This is a genomic window from Paenibacillus sp. ATY16, assembly GCF_003399985.2.
In the GTDB taxonomy this organism is placed as follows: Bacteria; Bacillota; Bacilli; order Paenibacillales; family Paenibacillaceae; genus Pristimantibacillus; species Pristimantibacillus glycanilyticus.
Map to the genome: position 1 here is coordinate 20,851 of NZ_NMOK02000006.1, position 17,081 is coordinate 37,931.

The window sequence follows — 17,081 nt, forward strand, 5'->3', positions numbered from 1 at the left end:
CGTTTCCTCTTTATTTCCTGCTGACCGCCTGGATTGCCTCCAGCAGCTGTTTATCGTTCTTCTGATCTTTGATCCATTTCACTACGGCCTGCTCCAAAGACGACGCCGTCTTCGTATCGATCTCGCCTGTAACCGGAAGTCCGGAAGCGTTCTGGAAATCCTTCACGGCTTGTTCGGTCGAATCGTTATAGTAGCCGTCCTCCCGCTGCGTCGCATAGCCAAGGCCGGACAGCATGACCTGCGCATTCCGAATCTGCTCGCCTAGCATATCCTTGCGCAAGGTCTCCGTTAAAGTAAGCCTTGCTACCGTATACAGCTTCGGCGGCTGTACCTCCACGGTTGGCTTGATGCCCTTCTGGTGAATCCAATTGCCGTCCGGCGTGAGCCACTTCGCAATCGTCATTTTCACCAGGCTGCCATCCCCAAGCGTCTTGTTATAGCTAACTTGCACCGTTCCTTTGCCGTAAGAGGTTTCACCGACAAGAGCTGCCCCTGCCCGCTCCTGCAAAGCCCCGGCGAGAATCTCGGAAGCACTCGCGCTGCCTTTGTTCATCAGAACGGCAATCGGATACGTTTTGCCGCCACCTTGCGAAGTTGTTTTCTCGCGGTGACCGTCGCGGTCTTCGACCTGTACGATCGTTTCACCCTTCGGTACGAACTGTTGAGCAATCTCAACCACAACCGGCAGGATGCCGCCCGGATCGTTCCGCACGTCAATAACAAGACCTTTCATGCCTTGCTTCTCCAGCTTGGCGAGCTCTTCCTTGAAACGGTCCGCCGTGTTAAGGGAGAACTGGCGGATCTCAATCACGCCTACTCCGTCGCTACGCAGATTCGCGTACACCGTCTCCACATCAATGTCGTCGCGGACAAGGATGAGATCAATCGGCTGGGTATTGCCTGCACGCTCGATCCGAAGCTTCGCTTTTGTCCCCCGGGGACCACGGATCTTGGCGACAGCATCATTCAATGTTAAGCCGTCCAGCTTCTCGCCGTTGACCGATAAGACGATATCCTTGGCGAGCAGCCCGGCGCGTTCTGCCGGCGAGCCTTTGATAGGCGCGACAACCACGACTTTTCCTTTTTCGAGCGTAACCTCGGCACCTATGCCGGAGAACGACCCTTCAATAGACTCCGAAAATTGCTTGGCGACATCCTTTTCCATATAGACGGAATAAGGATCGTCAAGCGATTCCATCATCCCTCTTACCGCCCCGTCAACCAGCTCATCCCGGTCGATATCCTTGAAATATTTGGTTTCGATTAACCCCAGAACCGCATTAATCTTCGACTCTTCCTTCTTGCTGAGCCCGCTTCCCTCGCTTGCCGCGGCAGCCGACACGGAAGCCTGCTTCCCGTTAGACGCCCAGAAGACCTGATCGCCTATCGTTAATGTTACGAGCACTGATGCCACCATCGTCATCAGCAGAAGGACAAATACGGTTCTTCCTTTAAAGTACACGTTCGACACCATCCTATCCTTAACCCTAACCTGTTTTGAAGTGAACCTCATTAGTATATGATAAGTTGTCCGTATTTATTTAGAACTCTTCCTAATGCAGGAGAAGGCATACTCGTGAATAAACGGAACAGTTCCGCATTCCCGGTATGCCTTCCAAGCAAAAATTATTTCAAATAGCCCGCCGGATCAACCGCGACTTGGTTTTTCCGGACTTCGAAGTGAAGATGCGGTCCCGTGGAATTGCCGGTGTTTCCTGATTCCCCGATTTTTTCGCCTTTCTTCACGGTTTGGCCTTTCTCTACCATGATACCGCCATTGCGGAGATGACCATAGAGCGTCCATAGACCGTTGCCATGGTCAATAATAATCGCATTGCCGTAACCGCTCCATGTTTGGGCAACGATTACTACACCCGCTTCAGCCGCGTAAACATCGGTCCCTTGCGGCACCGCAAAGTCAATGCCGGTATGAAGCTTCCTCACATGGGTAATCGGATGAATGCGGTAACCAAAGTTCGAACTGATTCGGTAGCTGCTGCGAAGCGGCATTCCCAGCTTACCGCCGGAGTATGGCTTTTTGATCGCGTTTTTCTTCTTGTTCAGATCGGACACTTTCTTCGCAAGGGCAAGCAGCTGCTGCTCCTGATCCTCGCTGATATCCTCAAGCTCCTCTATTTCCTTGTTGTAGTTAGCGATGAGGACTTCTTTTTCTTCCTCTTTCTCATCCAGCTCCGATTTGTACTTCTGGAGCTTCGTATACATCGTCTTTACTTCTCCAAGAGCCGTCTCGACGTTAGCCTTCTTCTCCTCTACCAGCGCTTGATCCTTCTTGTGCTGCTCGAGAATCGTGCGGTCCTGGCTCAGAATGGAGTGCAGCGAATCGAACCGGTCGAGAAAATCCGAGAAGCTGGTGGCGCTGAACAGTACCTCAAGGTAAGAAACTGCGCCGTTCTCGTACATCAGCTTCAGACGGGATTGCAGAAGCTCGTCCCGCTCCTTCACCTGCTCAATGGCTTTGTCGAGCTCCTCGCCAGCCTCCTGAAGATCAGCTTCCTTGGCATCCACTTGGCCTTGCACGTAATTGAGGTTGTCCGCAACCTGATCCAATTGCGTGTTTAGTTTAAGGATGGCCTGCTGGGCATCTTCCTTCTTCACGGCAATATCCGCTTTCTTGGCATCGGCATTTTTGGCGATTTTCTGCGCCTCTTCAATCTGTTTCTTTGCCGCGGCAAGATCCTTGTTGATTTTATCTATGGAGGATGCGGCATTTCCGCCAACAGGCTGCAACAAAAATACAGTCAACATCGTTAGGACGATAAACCCTTTTTTCACACTCACCTGCGCGGTCACCTACACTTTCAAATATTTTCGAACGGATAACGTACTTCCCCAGACGCCAATCAAGGTACCGAGGCCCATCAGCAGAACGGTGATTTTCCATCCCAATTCCTCTACCGGTATAAGCTTGATCATCAGCAGTCCCAATTCCATTTCGTTCATGCTCACCAGCTTCGTGTACGCCAGCAACACAACGATGGTTGTAATGCCCGAAGCCACAAGCCCGATCAAGGCGCCTTCCACGAAGAACGGCCAGCGGATGAACGAATTCGTCGCCCCTACCAGCTTCATGATGCCAATCTCGCGCCGTCTTGCCAGAATCGTCATTTTGATCGTTGTGGAGATCAGGAACATCGCGGTTACGCCTAGACCGATAACAATGACAAGACCGATGTTACGGATCGCGTTCGTAATCTTGAACAGCTTCTCGACCGTGCCTTGGCCGTATTTGACGCTTGTAATCGGCTTCGCTTCATCGCCGTTGTTCAGCGCCGAAATCTCGCTTGCCGCGACAGCTATGTTCTGAGGATCAAACACCTCCACGGTAAAAGAATCCGGCAGCGGGTTGCTTTCCTTGTCGTAGCCGTCCAAGAGAGCGTCGCCGTCTTTGCCGAGATTTTTGCGGAGCAGCTCAAGTCCCTCTTCCTTGGACACGAACTCGACTTTGCTGACGTCGGAGAGCTTGCGGATTTTGTTCTCCAGCTCGTTAGTCTTCTGCTGATCGATATCGGTCTGCAGGTAGACGCGGATTTGCACCTGGCTCTCGATATTCGAGGCCATGCTGTTGATGTTCAGCGCGAGCAAGACGAATACGCCAAGCAGAAACAGCGAGAAAAAGATCGAACTGATCGAAGCGAAGGACATCCACCCGTTGCGGATGATGTTCTTGAAGCCTTCCCGAAAGTGGCGGAGGAGCGTGCTAATTCTCATACCCGTACTCCCCTCTGGCTTCGTCACGGGCAATGTTGCCGTTCTCGATGGCGATCACGCGTTTACGCATCGTGTTCACGATTTCTTTGTTGTGCGTAGCCATAACGATTGTCGCGCCGCGGAAATTGATCTCCTCGAGCAGGTTCATAATGCCCCATGAGGTCTCCGGATCAAGGTTGCCCGTCGGCTCGTCCGCTACGATCACGGTCGGGTTATTAACGATGGCGCGCGCGATAGCGACGCGCTGCTGCTCGCCGCCGGACAGCTGGGCCGGAAGGCTGGCATGCTTATGTTTAAGTCCGACAAGGTCGAGCACTTCCATCGTCCGCTTTTTGATGAGGCGGCGAGGCGCTTCGATAACTTCCATGGCGAAAGCTACGTTTTCGTAGACCGTCAGCTTCGGAAGCAGCCGGAAATCTTGGAATATAACGCCAATATTGCGTCTAACGTACGGGATTTTGCGGGGTTTGAGCTTGCCAATATTGAAACCGTTGACGGAGATTTGGCCTTTCGTTGGCACTTCTTCACGGTAAATCAGCTTCATGAAGGTAGATTTGCCGGCGCCGGATGGGCCGACGAGGTAAACGAATTCATTGCGATCTATTCGAACGGATACGCCGCGCAGGGCGTGAGTACCGTCGGTGTAAGTCTTCCATATGTCTTGCATCTCTATCAACATTATCACATCCTGTTTTTTATCAGTCTTAGTTATTCGACAGGGATATACGAAATCCTTCATTTTGGGTCTTATTTCCTCATTTTTCACAATTCTCATAAACGTTCTCACCGTTGATTTCCCCGGAAATATGCCTGTTTTTCGACAAACAGGGCTTGTCGTCTATTGGCGAATTTGAACAATAACGGGTAAATGACAAGTACCTTTCAACTCCTGCATATACATGAAACATTGCCATTTTTGAACGGAAAGGGTGGTCTTATCATGTGGAAAAAGCTGCACTTGTGGGTCATTATCGTGTTTGCGCTGCTCTTGGTCGCATCCGTCGGCTACGGCGCCCTATCCTATTATTCCGGGCAGGATACCGTACCCGAGAGGGTTACGGCCGGAGGGGTAGAAATCGGGGGGCTGTCCATTGACGATGCGCTGAAAAAGCTGGACCAATACGAACAGCAGCTGGAGAGCCGTACGGTTACCGTCGAAGGAAACGCCGAAGCCAAAGCGGAAGGCAGTCAAACGTGGAAGGCGGCAGAGATTGGCTATAACGCCGAATTTGTCGGGGTGAAGGAGGAGCTTAAAAAGCTTCGCGCCGGAAATGTATGGACCCGTTCGAAATTCCGCTATCATTTCCCTACTTCCTTTGAGCTGAAGCAAAGCTATGATCCGGCCGTCTTCGACAAGCTTGTCCGCGCGGAGTTCGACTGGATTGACTCCAATAAGCCCGTAAATGCCACGCGTAAAATAACGGACAACGATGAGGTCGTCTATACCGCCCATACCGACGCTTACCGGATCGACGTTGCTCCAATCGAGGAAAAGGTCGCTTCATGGATCACCGTGCCCGACAGTCAGCTCGGTGGACAGCCGGAACAGGCGTTGACCGTTCAGCTTGGCGTAAAGACGGTTCATCCGGAGATCACGCTTGAGAAGCTGAAGGATGAGGGCATCGACCGTAAAATCATGGAGTTCACGACCGACTTTAAGACGAGCGCCGAGGGCCGGGCCTATAACGTAACCTCTACAGCTATGGCATTAAATGACTGGGTGCTTGAACCCGGCGAAGTATTCTCCTACGGAGATGTTGTAGCCAAGACCGAAAAAGAATTCGGCTATAAGGAAGCGCCCGTTATTTCTAACGGCAAGCTTGTGCCGGGTATCGGAGGCGGGATCTGCCAAGTATCCAGCACGCTGTACAACGCGATTATCCGCACGGCGGGGATTGATATCGTTGAACGGCGCAATCACTCCCTTCCGGTCGCTTATTTGCCGAAAGGCCAGGATGCGACCTTCGCGTCCGGCTCCATCGACTTTCGCTTCCGCAACTCGACCGGCAAGCAGCTGATCATCCGCACGGTTGTGGAGAATCGCAAGCTGACAGTGAAGCTGTTCGGTACGATGCCGGAGGATATCCGCTACGACATTGACTCGAGCATCGTCAAGACGGTGCAGCCTGCCGTACAAAAGGTAACGGACAAATCGCTTGGCGCCGGTCAAAGCGTTACCGTCCAGAAAGGCTCTATCGGCTATGTCGTGGATACGTACCGCACGATGTACAAGGACGGCAAACAGGTCTCCCGCGAGAAAATCTCGCATGACACGTACAGAGCGCAGCCAATCGTTGTTCACGTCGCCGCAGGCGCCGGCGGTTCGTCCGGTTCGCAAAACTCCGGCGGCGTGGTTGAGGATGGGATTTGATAAGTGTTACTAAGCTCGAATGCTTTATGATGCTGTGTATCATCACGTTGCACGAAATGCATTATACTTATCACCATTAGATCATACAGACACTTTATACTGCACGAAATGCAGGATATCCGCTCAATATGGAGCCCAGAAATACTAAACTAGCCAGATATCCTGCACTTTGTGCAGGATATCTTTTGTTACTGGGCTGGAATGCTACATTATGCTGTATTGTGTGCAACGTAGGAGCGAGCATGGCGATTCTTCAAGCAACTTGAGACGCAGTACCCTAAGCTGACAAGACCAAATAAAAAGACTGCCAGCACCGCTAAGGCGGGACTGACAGTCTTCTCTCAATAGAAATTAACGGCTCTTCTCGGCGAATTCGGTTACCCAAGCGGCTGTTTGCTCCAGCACTTGCTCGGCGCGGGCGATTGCCGCCTCGACTTGTACTTTTGCCGTGCCGCCGTAGACGTTACGGGCATTAACGACTTGCTCCGGCTGAAGCACGTTGTAGATGCGCTCGTCGAACAGCTGCGAGAATTGCTTGAACTCTTCCAGAGTCAGGTCAAGCAGGTATTTGTTCTGCTCGATGCAGTACAATACCGTCTTGCCGATAACTTCATGCGCTTGGCGGAACGGCAGACCCTTGCCAACGAGGAAGTCGGCGATGTCCGTCGCGTTCGAGAAGTCCTGGTTAACGGCTTGGCGCATCTGCTCTTTGTTCACTTTCATGGTAGCGATCATCGGAGCGAACAGTTGAAGCGCGCCTTGCATCGTTTTCACTGTATCAAACATGCCTTCCTTGTCTTCCTGCATATCCTTGTTGTAAGCAAGCGGCAGCGATTTCAGTACCGTCAGGAGACCAACAAGGTTACCGTAAACGCGGCCTGTTTTACCGCGGACAAGCTCCGGAACGTCCGGGTTTTTCTTCTGCGGCATAATGCTGCTGCCCGTGCAGAATGCGTCATCCAGCTCAACAAAGCGGAACTCCGTGCTCGACCACAGGATCAGCTCTTCGCTCAGACGCGACAGATGCATCATAATGATGGAAGCGTGGGACAGGAACTCAAGGATGAAGTCGCGGTCGCTTACCGCATCCAGGCTGTTCTCGTATACGCGGTCGAACTTCAGCTGGCTGGCGACGAAATGGCGATCGATCGGGAACGTTGTTCCCGCCAAAGCGCCGGCGCCCAGCGGCAGCATGTTGATGCGTTTGTAGCTGTCCTGCAGACGCTCCAGGTCGCGGCCAAACATCGAAACGTAAGCCATCAGATGATGAGCGAACAGAATCGGCTGCGCACGCTGCAAATGCGTGTAGCCCGGCACGATGGTATCGATGTTTGCTTTTGCCTGCTCGATCAGCGCGGATTGCAGCTTATGCAGCATGTCCACGAACTCAACGACGCGTTTGCGCAGGTACAAGTGCATGTCCGTTGCTACTTGGTCGTTACGGCTGCGGCCGGTGTGAAGCTTGCCGCCTACCGGACCAACATCGTCGATCAGCGTTTTTTCGATATTCATATGAATGTCTTCATCGGAAATGGAGAATTCGATATCATTGCGTTTGATGCGCTGCAGCACGCGGTGCAGGCCGTCCTTGATCGTCTCAACGTCGTCCGCAGGCAAAATGCCTTGCTTGCCCAGCATCGTTACATGCGCCAGGCTGCCTTGGATATCCTCTTCGGCAAGCTCTTTATCGAACATAATGGATGCCGTATATTCCTCTACCAACTGGTCGGTCTTTTTCGTAAACCGTCCGCCCCACAATTTGCTCACTTGGTACACTCCCTCCCGAAATTGCCATAAAGGCCGCTAGATGCATCGCACATAACGGCCTAGATGAATATTCGGTTTATATTATTTCTTGCTTTGTTCTACGCCGGACGATACTTTCAGACGAAGAGCGTTCAGGCGGATAAAGCCCGTAGCGTCGCCTTGGTCGTACGCTTGGGATGGATCGGCTTCCATTGTCGCGATATCCGGATTGTACAAGCTCACCGGACTCTTCACGCCTGCGCCGATTACATTGCCTTTGTACAGCTTCAGGCGGACAACGCCCGTTACGTTCTTTTGCGACTCGGTTACAAGCGTTTGAAGCGCAAGACGCTCAGGCGCGAACCAGAAGCCATTGTACACGAGCTGCGCGTATTTCGAGATCAGGGAGTCGCGAAGGTTCATAACCTCGCGGTCCATGGTCAGGGATTCCATTTTGCGGTGTGCGGTGAACAGGATTGTACCGCCCGGTGTCTCATAGACGCCGCGGCTCTTCATGCCAACAAAGCGGTTCTCCACCATGTCCACGCGGCCTACGCCATGCTTGCCGCCCAGTTCGTTCAATTTATCCATCACTTGCAGCGGGCTCAGCTGTTCGCCGTTGATCGCGATACAGTTGCCTGCTTCGAAAGTAAGCTCTACGTATTCCGCTTGATCCGGAGCTCTCTCCGGGGATACGCTCAGCACGTACATCTCTTCGTTGGACTCTGCGCTTGGATCGAACCAAGGATCCTCGAGCATACCGGACTCAAAGCTGATATGCAGCAGGTTGCGGTCCGTCGAGTACGGCTTGGAAGCCGATGCCGTTACCGGAATGCCGTGCTTCTCGGCGAAAGCGATCATCTCCGCGCGGCCAGGGAACTCTTCCCGGAAGCGCTCTTCACGCCAAGGCGCGACTACTTTGATGTCCGGTGCAAGAGCGGCTACGCCAAGCTCGAAACGCACTTGGTCATTGCCTTTGCCTGTTGCGCCGTGCGCGATCATCGTTGCGCCTTCCGCGCGGGCGATCTCAACCATACGCTTCGCGATCAGAGGACGGGCAATAGATGTGCCAAGCAGGTATTGGCCTTCGTACAGCGCTGCCGCTTGGAACATTGGGAAAATAAAGTCGCTCGCAAACTCAGCGCGCAGGTCATCGATGTACACCTTCGATGCGCCGGTTGCCAGAGCTTTAGCCTCAAGGCCGTCGAGCTCTTCTTTTTGACCGATGTCAGCCGTAAAAGCAATGATCTCAGCATCATAAGTTTCTTTCAACCATTTCAAGATGATGGACGTATCCAGACCGCCGGAATAGGCCAGTACAATTTTTTCCTTCGCCATAATTTCTCCTAGCACCCCTTTGAGTTATTAAAAGCTATTTCAATGCTACATGATTGCTGCCATAATCGCTTTTTGCGCGTGCAGACGGTTTTCCGCCTGGTCGAAAATAATCGAGTTCGGTCCGTCGATAACGCCTTCGCTTACTTCTTCGCCGCGGTGCGCAGGCAGGCAGTGCATGAACAGGTAATCCTTTTTCGCGTATTTCGCCAACGCTTCGTTCACTTGGAAGTTGGCAAAAGCAAGCTCGCGCTCCTTCTGCTCCGACTCTTGACCCATGCTTGCCCAAACGTCCGAGTATACCACGTCCGCATCGGCAATCGCTTCCTTCGGATCGCGGCACAGGTGAATGCGAGCGCCGGTTTCCTTCGCGTTGTCGATCGATTGCTTCAGAAGATCCGCGTCCGGCTCGTAGCCTTCCGGCGTCGCGATGGAAATATCAACGCCCAGCTTCGCGGCGCCCATCATCAGGGAATGAACAACATTGTTGCCATCGCCGATGTAAGCCAGCTTCAGCCCTTCAAGACGTCCTTTGTGCTCGAGGATCGTCTGGTAATCCGCCAGCGCCTGGCATGGATGGGAAAGATCCGTAAGGCCGTTAATAACCGGGATAGTTGCTCCGCGCGCCAGCTCCACCACGTTGCGATGAGCGAACGTACGGATCATGATGCCGTCCAGGTAACGGGACAATACTTGCGCCGTATCCAGAATCGGCTCGCCGCGGCCGATCTGCAGATCGTTGCCGCTCAGGAACAGCCCTTGGCCGCCCAGCTGGTAAATGCCAACCTCGAACGATACGCGGGTACGGGTGGACGATTTCTCGAAAATCATGCCGAGCGTCTTGCCCTTCAGCGGTTGATAAACCTCGCCGGCCTTTTGCTTCTTCTTCAGATCGATCGCAAGATCGATCAGGTACCGGATTTCTTCCGGCGTGTAATCCAAAAGCATAAGGAAATCCCGGCCTTTTAGGCTTGCCGCCAAATCTTCCTTTACTGTATCAACCATTGTGTAACCCTCCTAAATCCTCTATTTATATTTCAAGCCTTAGGCTTTAACCGCGTTAACCAACAATTGCTTTAGTGTTGCCACAGCCTGGTCGATCTCTTCCTTCGTCACCAGAAGGTTAGGCAGAAGACGCACAACGTTTGGTCCTGCGGAGATGACGAGCAGCCCTTGCTCTTGCGCCGCCGTCAAAACCGGGCCAACCGGCTCCACGCATTCAATTCCCACGATTAGACCTTGACCGCGAACTTCCTTCACGAACGAATTGCCCGCGAGCGCCTTCTTCAGCTCATCCATGAGATAAGCGCCCATCTCAGCCGCACGCTGCGGCAGGTTCTCGCCTACAATCGTCTCCACCGTTGCCTTCACCGCTGCCGTCGCAATCGGCGTACCGCCAAAGGTAGAGCCATGGCTGCCCGGGCCAAAAGCTTCGCGAAGCTTTTCCTTCGCAACCGCCGCGCCTACCGGGAACCCGCTTCCGAGACCTTTTGCCAGCGTGAAAATATCCGGCTCGATGCCGTAATGCTCATAGGCGAACAATTTGCCCGTACGGCCCATACCGGTCTGGATCTCGTCGATGATGACCAGAATTCCGTTCTCTTCGCACAGCTTCACCAGATCATCAACAAATGCCTGATCCGCCGGGAAGATACCGCCTTCCGCTTGGATCAATTCGAGCATAACTGCCGCCGTTTTATCGGAGATCGCCGCTTTTAAAGCTTCGATATCGTTATAAGGGATATATTTGAATCCTTCCGGCAAAGGCGCAAAGCCTTCCTTCACCTTCTCTTGTCCGGTTGCAGTCAGAGTTGCCAGCGTACGGCCGTGGAAGGAGGATTCAAACGTAATAATTTCGTATCGCCCGTTGTTCAGCACTTTCTGCTGGTAACGGCGAGCCAGCTTGATCGCGGCTTCATTCGCTTCCGCACCGGAGTTACAGAAGAAGACGGCATCGCCGCTGCTGTTCGAAGTGATCAAATGCGCTGCCTCTTCCTGATTCGGAATGCGGAACAGGTTGGACACATGCCACAGCTCATCCAGCTGCTTGATCAACGCTTCTTTTACTTTTTGAGGCGCATGGCCAAGGTTGGTTACGGCAATACCGCTCATGAAATCGAGGTATTTGTTGCCTTGATCATCCCACAGCCAGCTTCCTTCGCCCTTCACAAGCGCGATTGGATATCTCGCATACGTTGGCAGCAAGGATTGCTCGGGCGCTGCCGCTACTTTCGTCTCGCTCATCGACTTTAACCGCCTTTCTCTACTCCTGTACGATTCTTGTACCTACGCCGCCTTCGCGCACGGCCCGGCTAAGAACACCCGGCTCTTCGCCGCTGACAATAACAACCTCGCGAACGCGTCCTTGAATGCACTGCACCGCCGCGCGTACCTTCGGAATCATGCCGCCGTAAATTTCGCCGCTTGCAATCATCTCTTCGATCTCGGCGACGGTGACGGAAGGCAAAACCCGCTTCTTGCCGTTTACCGTACGCATAATGCCCGGAACGTCCGTTACTACGATCATCTGCTCAACCCCAAGATGGGAAGCAACAGCCCCTGCTGCCGTATCCGCATTGATGTTGTAGCGCTGACCGCCTGCATCAATCCCAATCGGAGCGATAACCGGCATATAGCCCATAGCCATAACGCCTTCAACCACTTCCGCATTCACATCCGTTACATCCCCGACAAAACCGATTTCCGCGCTGTTTGCCACCGGCTTAGCCTGGATCAGCAAACCGTCTACACCGGAGAGGCCTAGCGCCTTCGCGCCGTTTGTCTGGATTTTACGAACGATTTCTTTATTGATTCGGCCCGCAAGCACCATCTCAACCACGTCGAGCACGGCATCATTGGTCTTGCGCAGGCCGTTTACGAATTCCGTCTCAATGCCAAGCTTCGTAAGCGTCTCGGAGATCGCCGGACCGCCGCCATGGACGATAACCGGATGAACGCCGGACTCTTGCAGCTCGCGCAGCTCGCCGAAGAAGGAATCGGGAAGCGCGGCCAGCGTGCTGCCGCCGCATTTCATTACAAAACGTTGTGCCATAAGTTAATCCGTTCTCCTCTGCCCTAGCGTTACGTACGGTATGCCGCGTTGATGCGGACATAATCGTACGTCAGGTCACAGCCCCAAGCCGTTGCCGTGCCGTTATCCATATGCAGGTCGACGCGGATTACAACCGTATCGCCCTTCAAATATTCCAGTGCCGCTTCTTCGTCGAAAGCAACCGGACGGGAGCCTTCCAGCGTCACGATATCACCGATTCGAACGTCTACCGTATCCGGGTTAACCGGCTGGCCTGCGCGGCCTACCGCCGCGATAATCCGGCCCCAGTTCGCGTCGGCGCCAAATACCGCCGATTTCACCAGGGAAGAGCCGATAACCGTCTTCGCAATCGCCGTAGCCGCTTCGTCATTCACGGCTCCGTGCACTTGCACTTCAACCAGCTTTGTCGCGCCTTCGCCGTCGCGGGCGATTGCTTTCGCCAGCACTTCGCATACATAACGAAGGCCAGCCGAGAAAGCTGCCCAGCCTTCATGCTCCGGCGTCAGCTCGCTGTTGCCGGCAAGGCCGCTTGCCATAGCCACCAGCATATCGTTGGTGCTTGTATCGCCGTCAACCGTAATCATATTAAACGTATAGTTTGTCGCTTCGCGAAGCAGCGTTTGAAGCGCTTCGCTGCCGATTGCCGCATCCGTAGTCACAAAGCCAAGCATAGTGGCCATGTTCGGATGAATCATGCCGGAGCCTTTGGCCGCGCCGGCAATATGTACCGCCCTGCCGTCGATCTCAACGGAGACGCATACCATTTTTTGCACAAGGTCAGTGGTCAGGATTGCTTGACAGAAGCCGTCCGCCGCATCGCGGTCCGCCTCCAGCTTCGCCGGAAGCGCGTCGATCCCCGCACGCACCTTATCCATCTTCAGATTCTCGCCGATCACGCCCGTCGAAGCGACCGCAACCTGATCCGCGGACACGCCAATAGACTCGGCAAAACGCGAACGCATCTCGTAAGCATCGTCTTCGCCCTGCTTGCCCGTTACCGCGTTGGCATTGCCGCTGTTCACGATAACGGCGCGCAGGAAGCCATCCGATTCAATGCTCTCCCGCGTCACCTTGATTGGCGCTGCCTGGAACACGTTTGTGGTGTAAACGCCGGCGGATGCCGCCGGCACTTCGCATACGATTGCGCCAAGATCATGGCGGGTTGTCTTCTTCAGGCCGCAGTGGAGACCACCGGCTCTGAATCCTTTAGGAGTCGTAATCGATCCGTCCGTGACGACCGAATACAGCGCTTTAGCTTGTTGCACCTGTCCCATTTCTCCTCGTTTCTCCTTCACCTTGTACGAATAATTGCTCAATTTAAAACTTTATAAGTATAAAGAAAATTCTTAACGCCATATGTTCAAGATCACGGATATACAGGCACGAACTGCAGGCCAAGGCCTTCATCCCAGCCCATCATCAGGTTGAGGTTCTGAATCGCTTGTCCCGAAGCGCCTTTCACAAGGTTATCAATGACCGAAATAATCGTAATGCGGCCCGTTCTCTCATCGTAGTTAAAAGCGATATCGCAATAGTTGGAGCCCCATACTTCCTTCGTCTGCGGCAGAACGCCTTCCTTGCGGATGCGGACGAATTGGCGGCCTTCATAGAATTGCTTATAGAGTTCAATAAAATCAGCGGCGTTATGCTCGCCCTTCACCGTAGCGTACATGGTCGACAGGATCCCTCTTGTCATCGGCACCAGATGCGGCGTGAACGTGGTCACAACCTCCCGGCCCGCTGCTTCCGACAGCACCATCTCGATTTCAGGGACATGCTGATGCTGATTTACTTTGTAGGCTTTGAAGTTCTCGTTCAGCTCGGAGTAATGCGTACCGAGGCTTGCGCCGCGGCCTGCGCCGGATACGCCCGATTTCGAATCGATAATAATCGTCGCCGGATCAATCCAGCCTGCCTTCACGGCAGGGACAAGGCCAAGCAGCGCGGACGTTACGAAACAGCCCGGGTTCGAAATAAACGAAGCGCCTTGCGCTTTGTCGCCGTTAATCTCAGGGAGAGCATAGAGAGCTTGCTTCAGGTATTGCTCATCCGCCGGTGTTTTTTTATACCATTTCTCGTATAAAGCCGTATCCTGCAGACGGAAGTCGCCGGACAGGTCAATGACCTTCAAGCCGGCATCCAGCAGCTGCGGAGCAAGCTTAGCCGCAACTCCGGCCGGCGTTGCCGTAAAGACGACGTCAGCTTTCGCTTTGATCCCTTGCGGATCCACGTCATCAAGCAAAGCCGTCTGAATGTCCGTCAAATGAGGGAACCATTCCGCAATCGGCATTCCCGCGCTGGACGAGGAAATAACCGACGTAATCTCCACCAACGGGTGGCTAGCCAACAAACGAATAAGCTCAATACCGCCATAACCGGTAGAGCCGACGATCGCAACCTTCAATTTCTCGCTCATACACGTTCTCTCCCTTAAAAGAAGTTGAACCCGAAGCATGGATTCAACTTACGTAGATCATCTAAATCTATATTGTACATGAATCAGGTTCACATGGAAATATTACGTTGTTTCGTATTATTATACAGTCGTATTCATATTAATACAATGTAAAAAAGATGTCATTTTCCGTACAATTTATTCCGATTTGAACCCCTGTCCCACAACCTCCGCCGTGTTGCTTATAATGACGAAAGCGCCCGGATCCACCGCTCTTACCAGCTGCTTCAGCTTGGCTACTTCCATCTGCCCGACAACGGCCATCAGCACCTGGCGCTTCTCGTTCGTGTAGCCGCCATGCGCGTCCAGCCTCGTCACTCCGCGGTCCAGGTCATGCAGGATCGCATTCACAAGCAGATCGGCCTGATCGCTTATAATAAAAGCAACCTTCGACAGCGGAATGCCGCTTTGAATAATATCAATCGTCTTGCTGGTTACGAACAGTCCGATCAAGGCATACAAGGCCGCCTCCGGCGAAATTAAAATACCAGACGCCGCTATTACGCAACCGTCAAAGCAGGCTACCGCAAGCCCCAGTGGAATGCCGGTATACCGGTGCAGAATCTGCGCGGCCAGATCAAGCCCACCGGTTGAACCACGTCCGCGAAATACGATACCAAGCCCGATACCCACGCCAATGCCGCCATAGATTGCCGCAAGCAGCATATTATCGGTAGGAGGCGACCAGTCTGCCGTAAGCAGCACAAATAAAGGAAGCACGATGGTGCCAAGCAAGGTTTTGAGCGCAAACCGTTTGCCGAGCAGGAGCAGCCCCGCAAGGAAGAGCGGAATATTGAGCGCCCATTGGGTATATGCCGGCGTAATGCCAAGCGTTTTATGCACAAGGATCGATATGCCCGATACGCCGCCGGAAGCGATTCCATTCGGAGCGAGAAATAGATTAAAGCTGAGCGCTACTACAAAAGAACCAATTATGACCTGCAAAAAGGTCCAGACGACATCAAGCGGCGTTGCTTTCCTGCCTGCCGGACGCCGGTTGCGTTTTGAAATTTTTACTTCGTTATTCTTGCTGTCCATGGATCACCATGCCGCCTCTCTGTCGTTCAACCTCTGTTATGTTATTCATGCCGCGCATGACTTTCCATCGTATGTAGTTCCCATTACGCACAAAAAAGAAGAGTTCCAACCTTTATAAGTGTTGGAGCTCTTCCCCAAAGCTATGCATATAAACTTGCCGTTTCCTTAGTCGTGACGAATCTGACTGCGCAAATAGCCGTCGATAAAAGCATCCAGGTCGCCGTCCATTACGGCGCCAACGTTGCCTGTCTCCACCGAAGTCCGGTGATCCTTCACCATGCTGTACGGATGGAAGACGTACGAACGAATCTGGCTGCCCCATGCGATATCCGACTGCTCGCCGCGAATTTCGGCAAGATGCTTTTGCTGCTCTTCGATCTTGCGCTCGTAGAGCTTCGAACGAAGCATATTCATCGCGCGCTCGCGGTTCTGAATCTGCGAACGCTCCTGCTGGCAGGCTACGACAATCCCTGTCGGGATATGCGTAATCCGGATAGCCGACTCCGTCTTGTTGACGTGCTGGCCGCCGGCGCCGCTCGCGCGGTACGTATCAACCTTCAGATCCTCGGTACGGATCTCCACTTCAATATCCTCCGTAATCTCCGGTACCACGTCGCAGGATACGAACGACGTATGTCTACGGCCGGACGAGTCGAACGGCGAGATGCGGACAAGACGGTGAACGCCTTTTTCCGCTTTCAGATATCCGTAGGCATTGTAGCCTTTGACCGCAATCGTTACGCTTTTAATGCCCGCTTCGTCGCCATCCTGATAATCGAGCACTTCAACCTTGAAACCCCGTTTCTCCGCCCAGCGCGTGTACATCCGGTACAGCATCTGACCCCAGTCCTGCGACTCGGTACCGCCCGCACCCGGATGCAGCTCGAGAATGGCATTCAGCTTGTCGTACGGCTGATTCAGCAGCAGCTGCAATTCGAAGCCGTTCACCTTTTCGTTCAGGGAAGCAATGCCTCCAATGACTTCGGCCTCCAGCGAATCATCGCTTTCTTCGTCAGCCAGTTCAATCAATGTCTGTAGATCTTCGCATTCCGTATTCAGCCGTTCGTAATGCTCAACGACCGACTTAATCGCATTCAACTCCGAGATAATGCCCTGCGCTTTCGTATTATCGTCCCAGAAATCCGGGGCAGTCATTTTCTCTTCAAAGTTTGCGATATGCTCCAGCTTCAGATCTAAGTCAAAGAGACCCCCTGAGTTCTTGGAGCCGCTTCGCCACTTCACGCAAATCCTGTTTTACGTTTGTTTCTATCATCGCGTAGCTTCACCTCAAAATTAAGTATGCGCGGACTGACCACGGTAAATCCGTGCAGACCGCATAAAACGCGCCGTTCGCC

The 17,081-nt window shown here is 53.2% G+C and carries 14 protein-coding genes; 1 reads left to right on the plus strand and 13 read right to left on the minus strand.

Annotated elements, in window-relative coordinates; genetic code table 11:
* Window positions 1–10 precede the first annotated feature (10 nt).
* From CFI03_RS05595 to ftsE, 4 genes are all read right to left on the minus strand, one after another.
* Complete coding sequence (locus CFI03_RS05595) at window positions 11–1,462, minus strand: S41 family peptidase (protein ID WP_116393579.1); 1,452 nt, start codon at window positions 1,460–1,462, stop codon at window positions 11–13.
* Between the two features lie 164 nt (window positions 1,463–1,626).
* On the minus strand, window positions 1,627–2,799 hold the full coding sequence (locus CFI03_RS05600) for a peptidoglycan DD-metalloendopeptidase family protein (RefSeq protein WP_116393580.1): 1,173 nt from the start codon (window positions 2,797–2,799) through the stop codon (window positions 1,627–1,629).
* Window positions 2,800–2,811: 12 nt separating this feature from the next.
* Complete coding sequence (gene ftsX / locus CFI03_RS05605; protein WP_116393581.1) at window positions 2,812–3,729, minus strand: permease-like cell division protein FtsX; 918 nt, start codon at window positions 3,727–3,729, stop codon at window positions 2,812–2,814.
* Window positions 3,719–4,405 (minus strand): cell division ATP-binding protein FtsE, encoded by a 687-nt coding sequence (gene ftsE / locus CFI03_RS05610; RefSeq protein ID WP_116393610.1) that lies wholly within the window; start codon window positions 4,403–4,405, stop codon window positions 3,719–3,721. The genes ftsX and ftsE overlap by 11 nt, the downstream gene beginning before the upstream one ends.
* 264 nt (window positions 4,406–4,669) lie before the next feature.
* Between ftsE and CFI03_RS05615 the strand changes: the two genes are divergently transcribed.
* A complete protein-coding gene (locus tag CFI03_RS05615; RefSeq protein WP_116393582.1) occupies window positions 4,670–6,100 on the plus strand; it encodes a VanW family protein in 1,431 nt (476 codons plus the stop codon).
* A gap of 351 nt (window positions 6,101–6,451) precedes the next feature.
* On the opposite strand, the gene argH is transcribed toward CFI03_RS05615, so the two are convergent.
* The 9 genes from argH to prfB form a co-directional block, all read right to left on the minus strand.
* A complete protein-coding gene (argH, locus tag CFI03_RS05620; RefSeq protein ID WP_116393583.1) occupies window positions 6,452–7,867 on the minus strand; it encodes an argininosuccinate lyase in 1,416 nt (471 codons plus the stop codon).
* An 81-nt stretch (window positions 7,868–7,948) separates the two neighbouring features.
* Entirely contained in the window at window positions 7,949–9,184 is a 1,236-nt protein-coding gene (locus CFI03_RS05625; RefSeq protein WP_116393584.1) for an argininosuccinate synthase, read from the minus strand.
* Window positions 9,185–9,229: 45 nt separating this feature from the next.
* Window positions 9,230–10,186, minus strand: a complete 957-nt coding sequence (argF, locus tag CFI03_RS05630; protein ID WP_116393585.1) for an ornithine carbamoyltransferase — start codon at window positions 10,184–10,186, stop codon at window positions 9,230–9,232.
* Window positions 10,187–10,225: 39 nt separating this feature from the next.
* A complete protein-coding gene (locus CFI03_RS05635; RefSeq protein WP_116393586.1) occupies window positions 10,226–11,425 on the minus strand; it encodes an acetylornithine transaminase in 1,200 nt (399 codons plus the stop codon).
* 19 nt (window positions 11,426–11,444) lie between these two features.
* The gene (argB, locus tag CFI03_RS05640; RefSeq protein WP_116393587.1) at window positions 11,445–12,233 is read right to left on the minus strand and encodes an acetylglutamate kinase; all 789 of its coding nucleotides are present in this window, start codon (window positions 12,231–12,233) and stop codon (window positions 11,445–11,447) included.
* A gap of 29 nt (window positions 12,234–12,262) precedes the next feature.
* Window positions 12,263–13,507, minus strand: a complete 1,245-nt coding sequence (argJ, locus tag CFI03_RS05645; RefSeq protein ID WP_116393588.1) for a bifunctional ornithine acetyltransferase/N-acetylglutamate synthase — start codon at window positions 13,505–13,507, stop codon at window positions 12,263–12,265.
* 92 nt (window positions 13,508–13,599) lie between these two features.
* The gene (argC, locus tag CFI03_RS05650; RefSeq protein WP_116393589.1) at window positions 13,600–14,649 is read right to left on the minus strand and encodes an N-acetyl-gamma-glutamyl-phosphate reductase; all 1,050 of its coding nucleotides are present in this window, start codon (window positions 14,647–14,649) and stop codon (window positions 13,600–13,602) included.
* A 177-nt stretch (window positions 14,650–14,826) separates the two neighbouring features.
* Entirely contained in the window at window positions 14,827–15,726 is a 900-nt protein-coding gene (locus CFI03_RS05655) for a YitT family protein (protein WP_116393590.1), read from the minus strand.
* A gap of 165 nt (window positions 15,727–15,891) precedes the next feature.
* A protein-coding gene (prfB, locus tag CFI03_RS05660) for a peptide chain release factor 2 (protein WP_116393591.1) occupies window positions 15,892–16,999 on the minus strand; the annotation gives its coding sequence in 2 pieces (ribosomal slippage) (window positions 15,892–16,926 and window positions 16,928–16,999; 1,107 coding nt in all).
* Window positions 17,000–17,081 lie beyond the last annotated feature (82 nt).

Excerpts from the sequence above, each read along its gene's own strand:
- ftsX (WP_116393581.1), bottom strand. The coding sequence starts at position 3,729 with ATGAGAATTAGCACGCTCCTCCGCCACTTTCGGGAAGGCTTCAAGAAC.
- CFI03_RS05615 (WP_116393582.1), top strand. The coding sequence starts at position 4,670 with ATGTGGAAAAAGCTGCACTTGTGGGTCATTATCGTGTTTGCGCTGCTC.
- CFI03_RS05625 (WP_116393584.1), bottom strand. The coding sequence starts at position 9,184 with ATGGCGAAGGAAAAAATTGTACTGGCCTATTCCGGCGGTCTGGATACG.
- argF (WP_116393585.1), bottom strand. The coding sequence starts at position 10,186 with ATGGTTGATACAGTAAAGGAAGATTTGGCGGCAAGCCTAAAAGGCCGG.
- CFI03_RS05635 (WP_116393586.1), bottom strand. The coding sequence starts at position 11,425 with ATGAGCGAGACGAAAGTAGCGGCAGCGCCCGAGCAATCCTTGCTGCCA.
- argB (WP_116393587.1), bottom strand. The coding sequence starts at position 12,233 with ATGGCACAACGTTTTGTAATGAAATGCGGCGGCAGCACGCTGGCCGCG.
- argJ (WP_116393588.1), bottom strand. The coding sequence starts at position 13,507 with ATGGGACAGGTGCAACAAGCTAAAGCGCTGTATTCGGTCGTCACGGAC.
- argC (WP_116393589.1), bottom strand. The coding sequence starts at position 14,649 with ATGAGCGAGAAATTGAAGGTTGCGATCGTCGGCTCTACCGGTTATGGC.
- CFI03_RS05655 (WP_116393590.1), bottom strand. The coding sequence starts at position 15,726 with ATGGACAGCAAGAATAACGAAGTAAAAATTTCAAAACGCAACCGGCGT.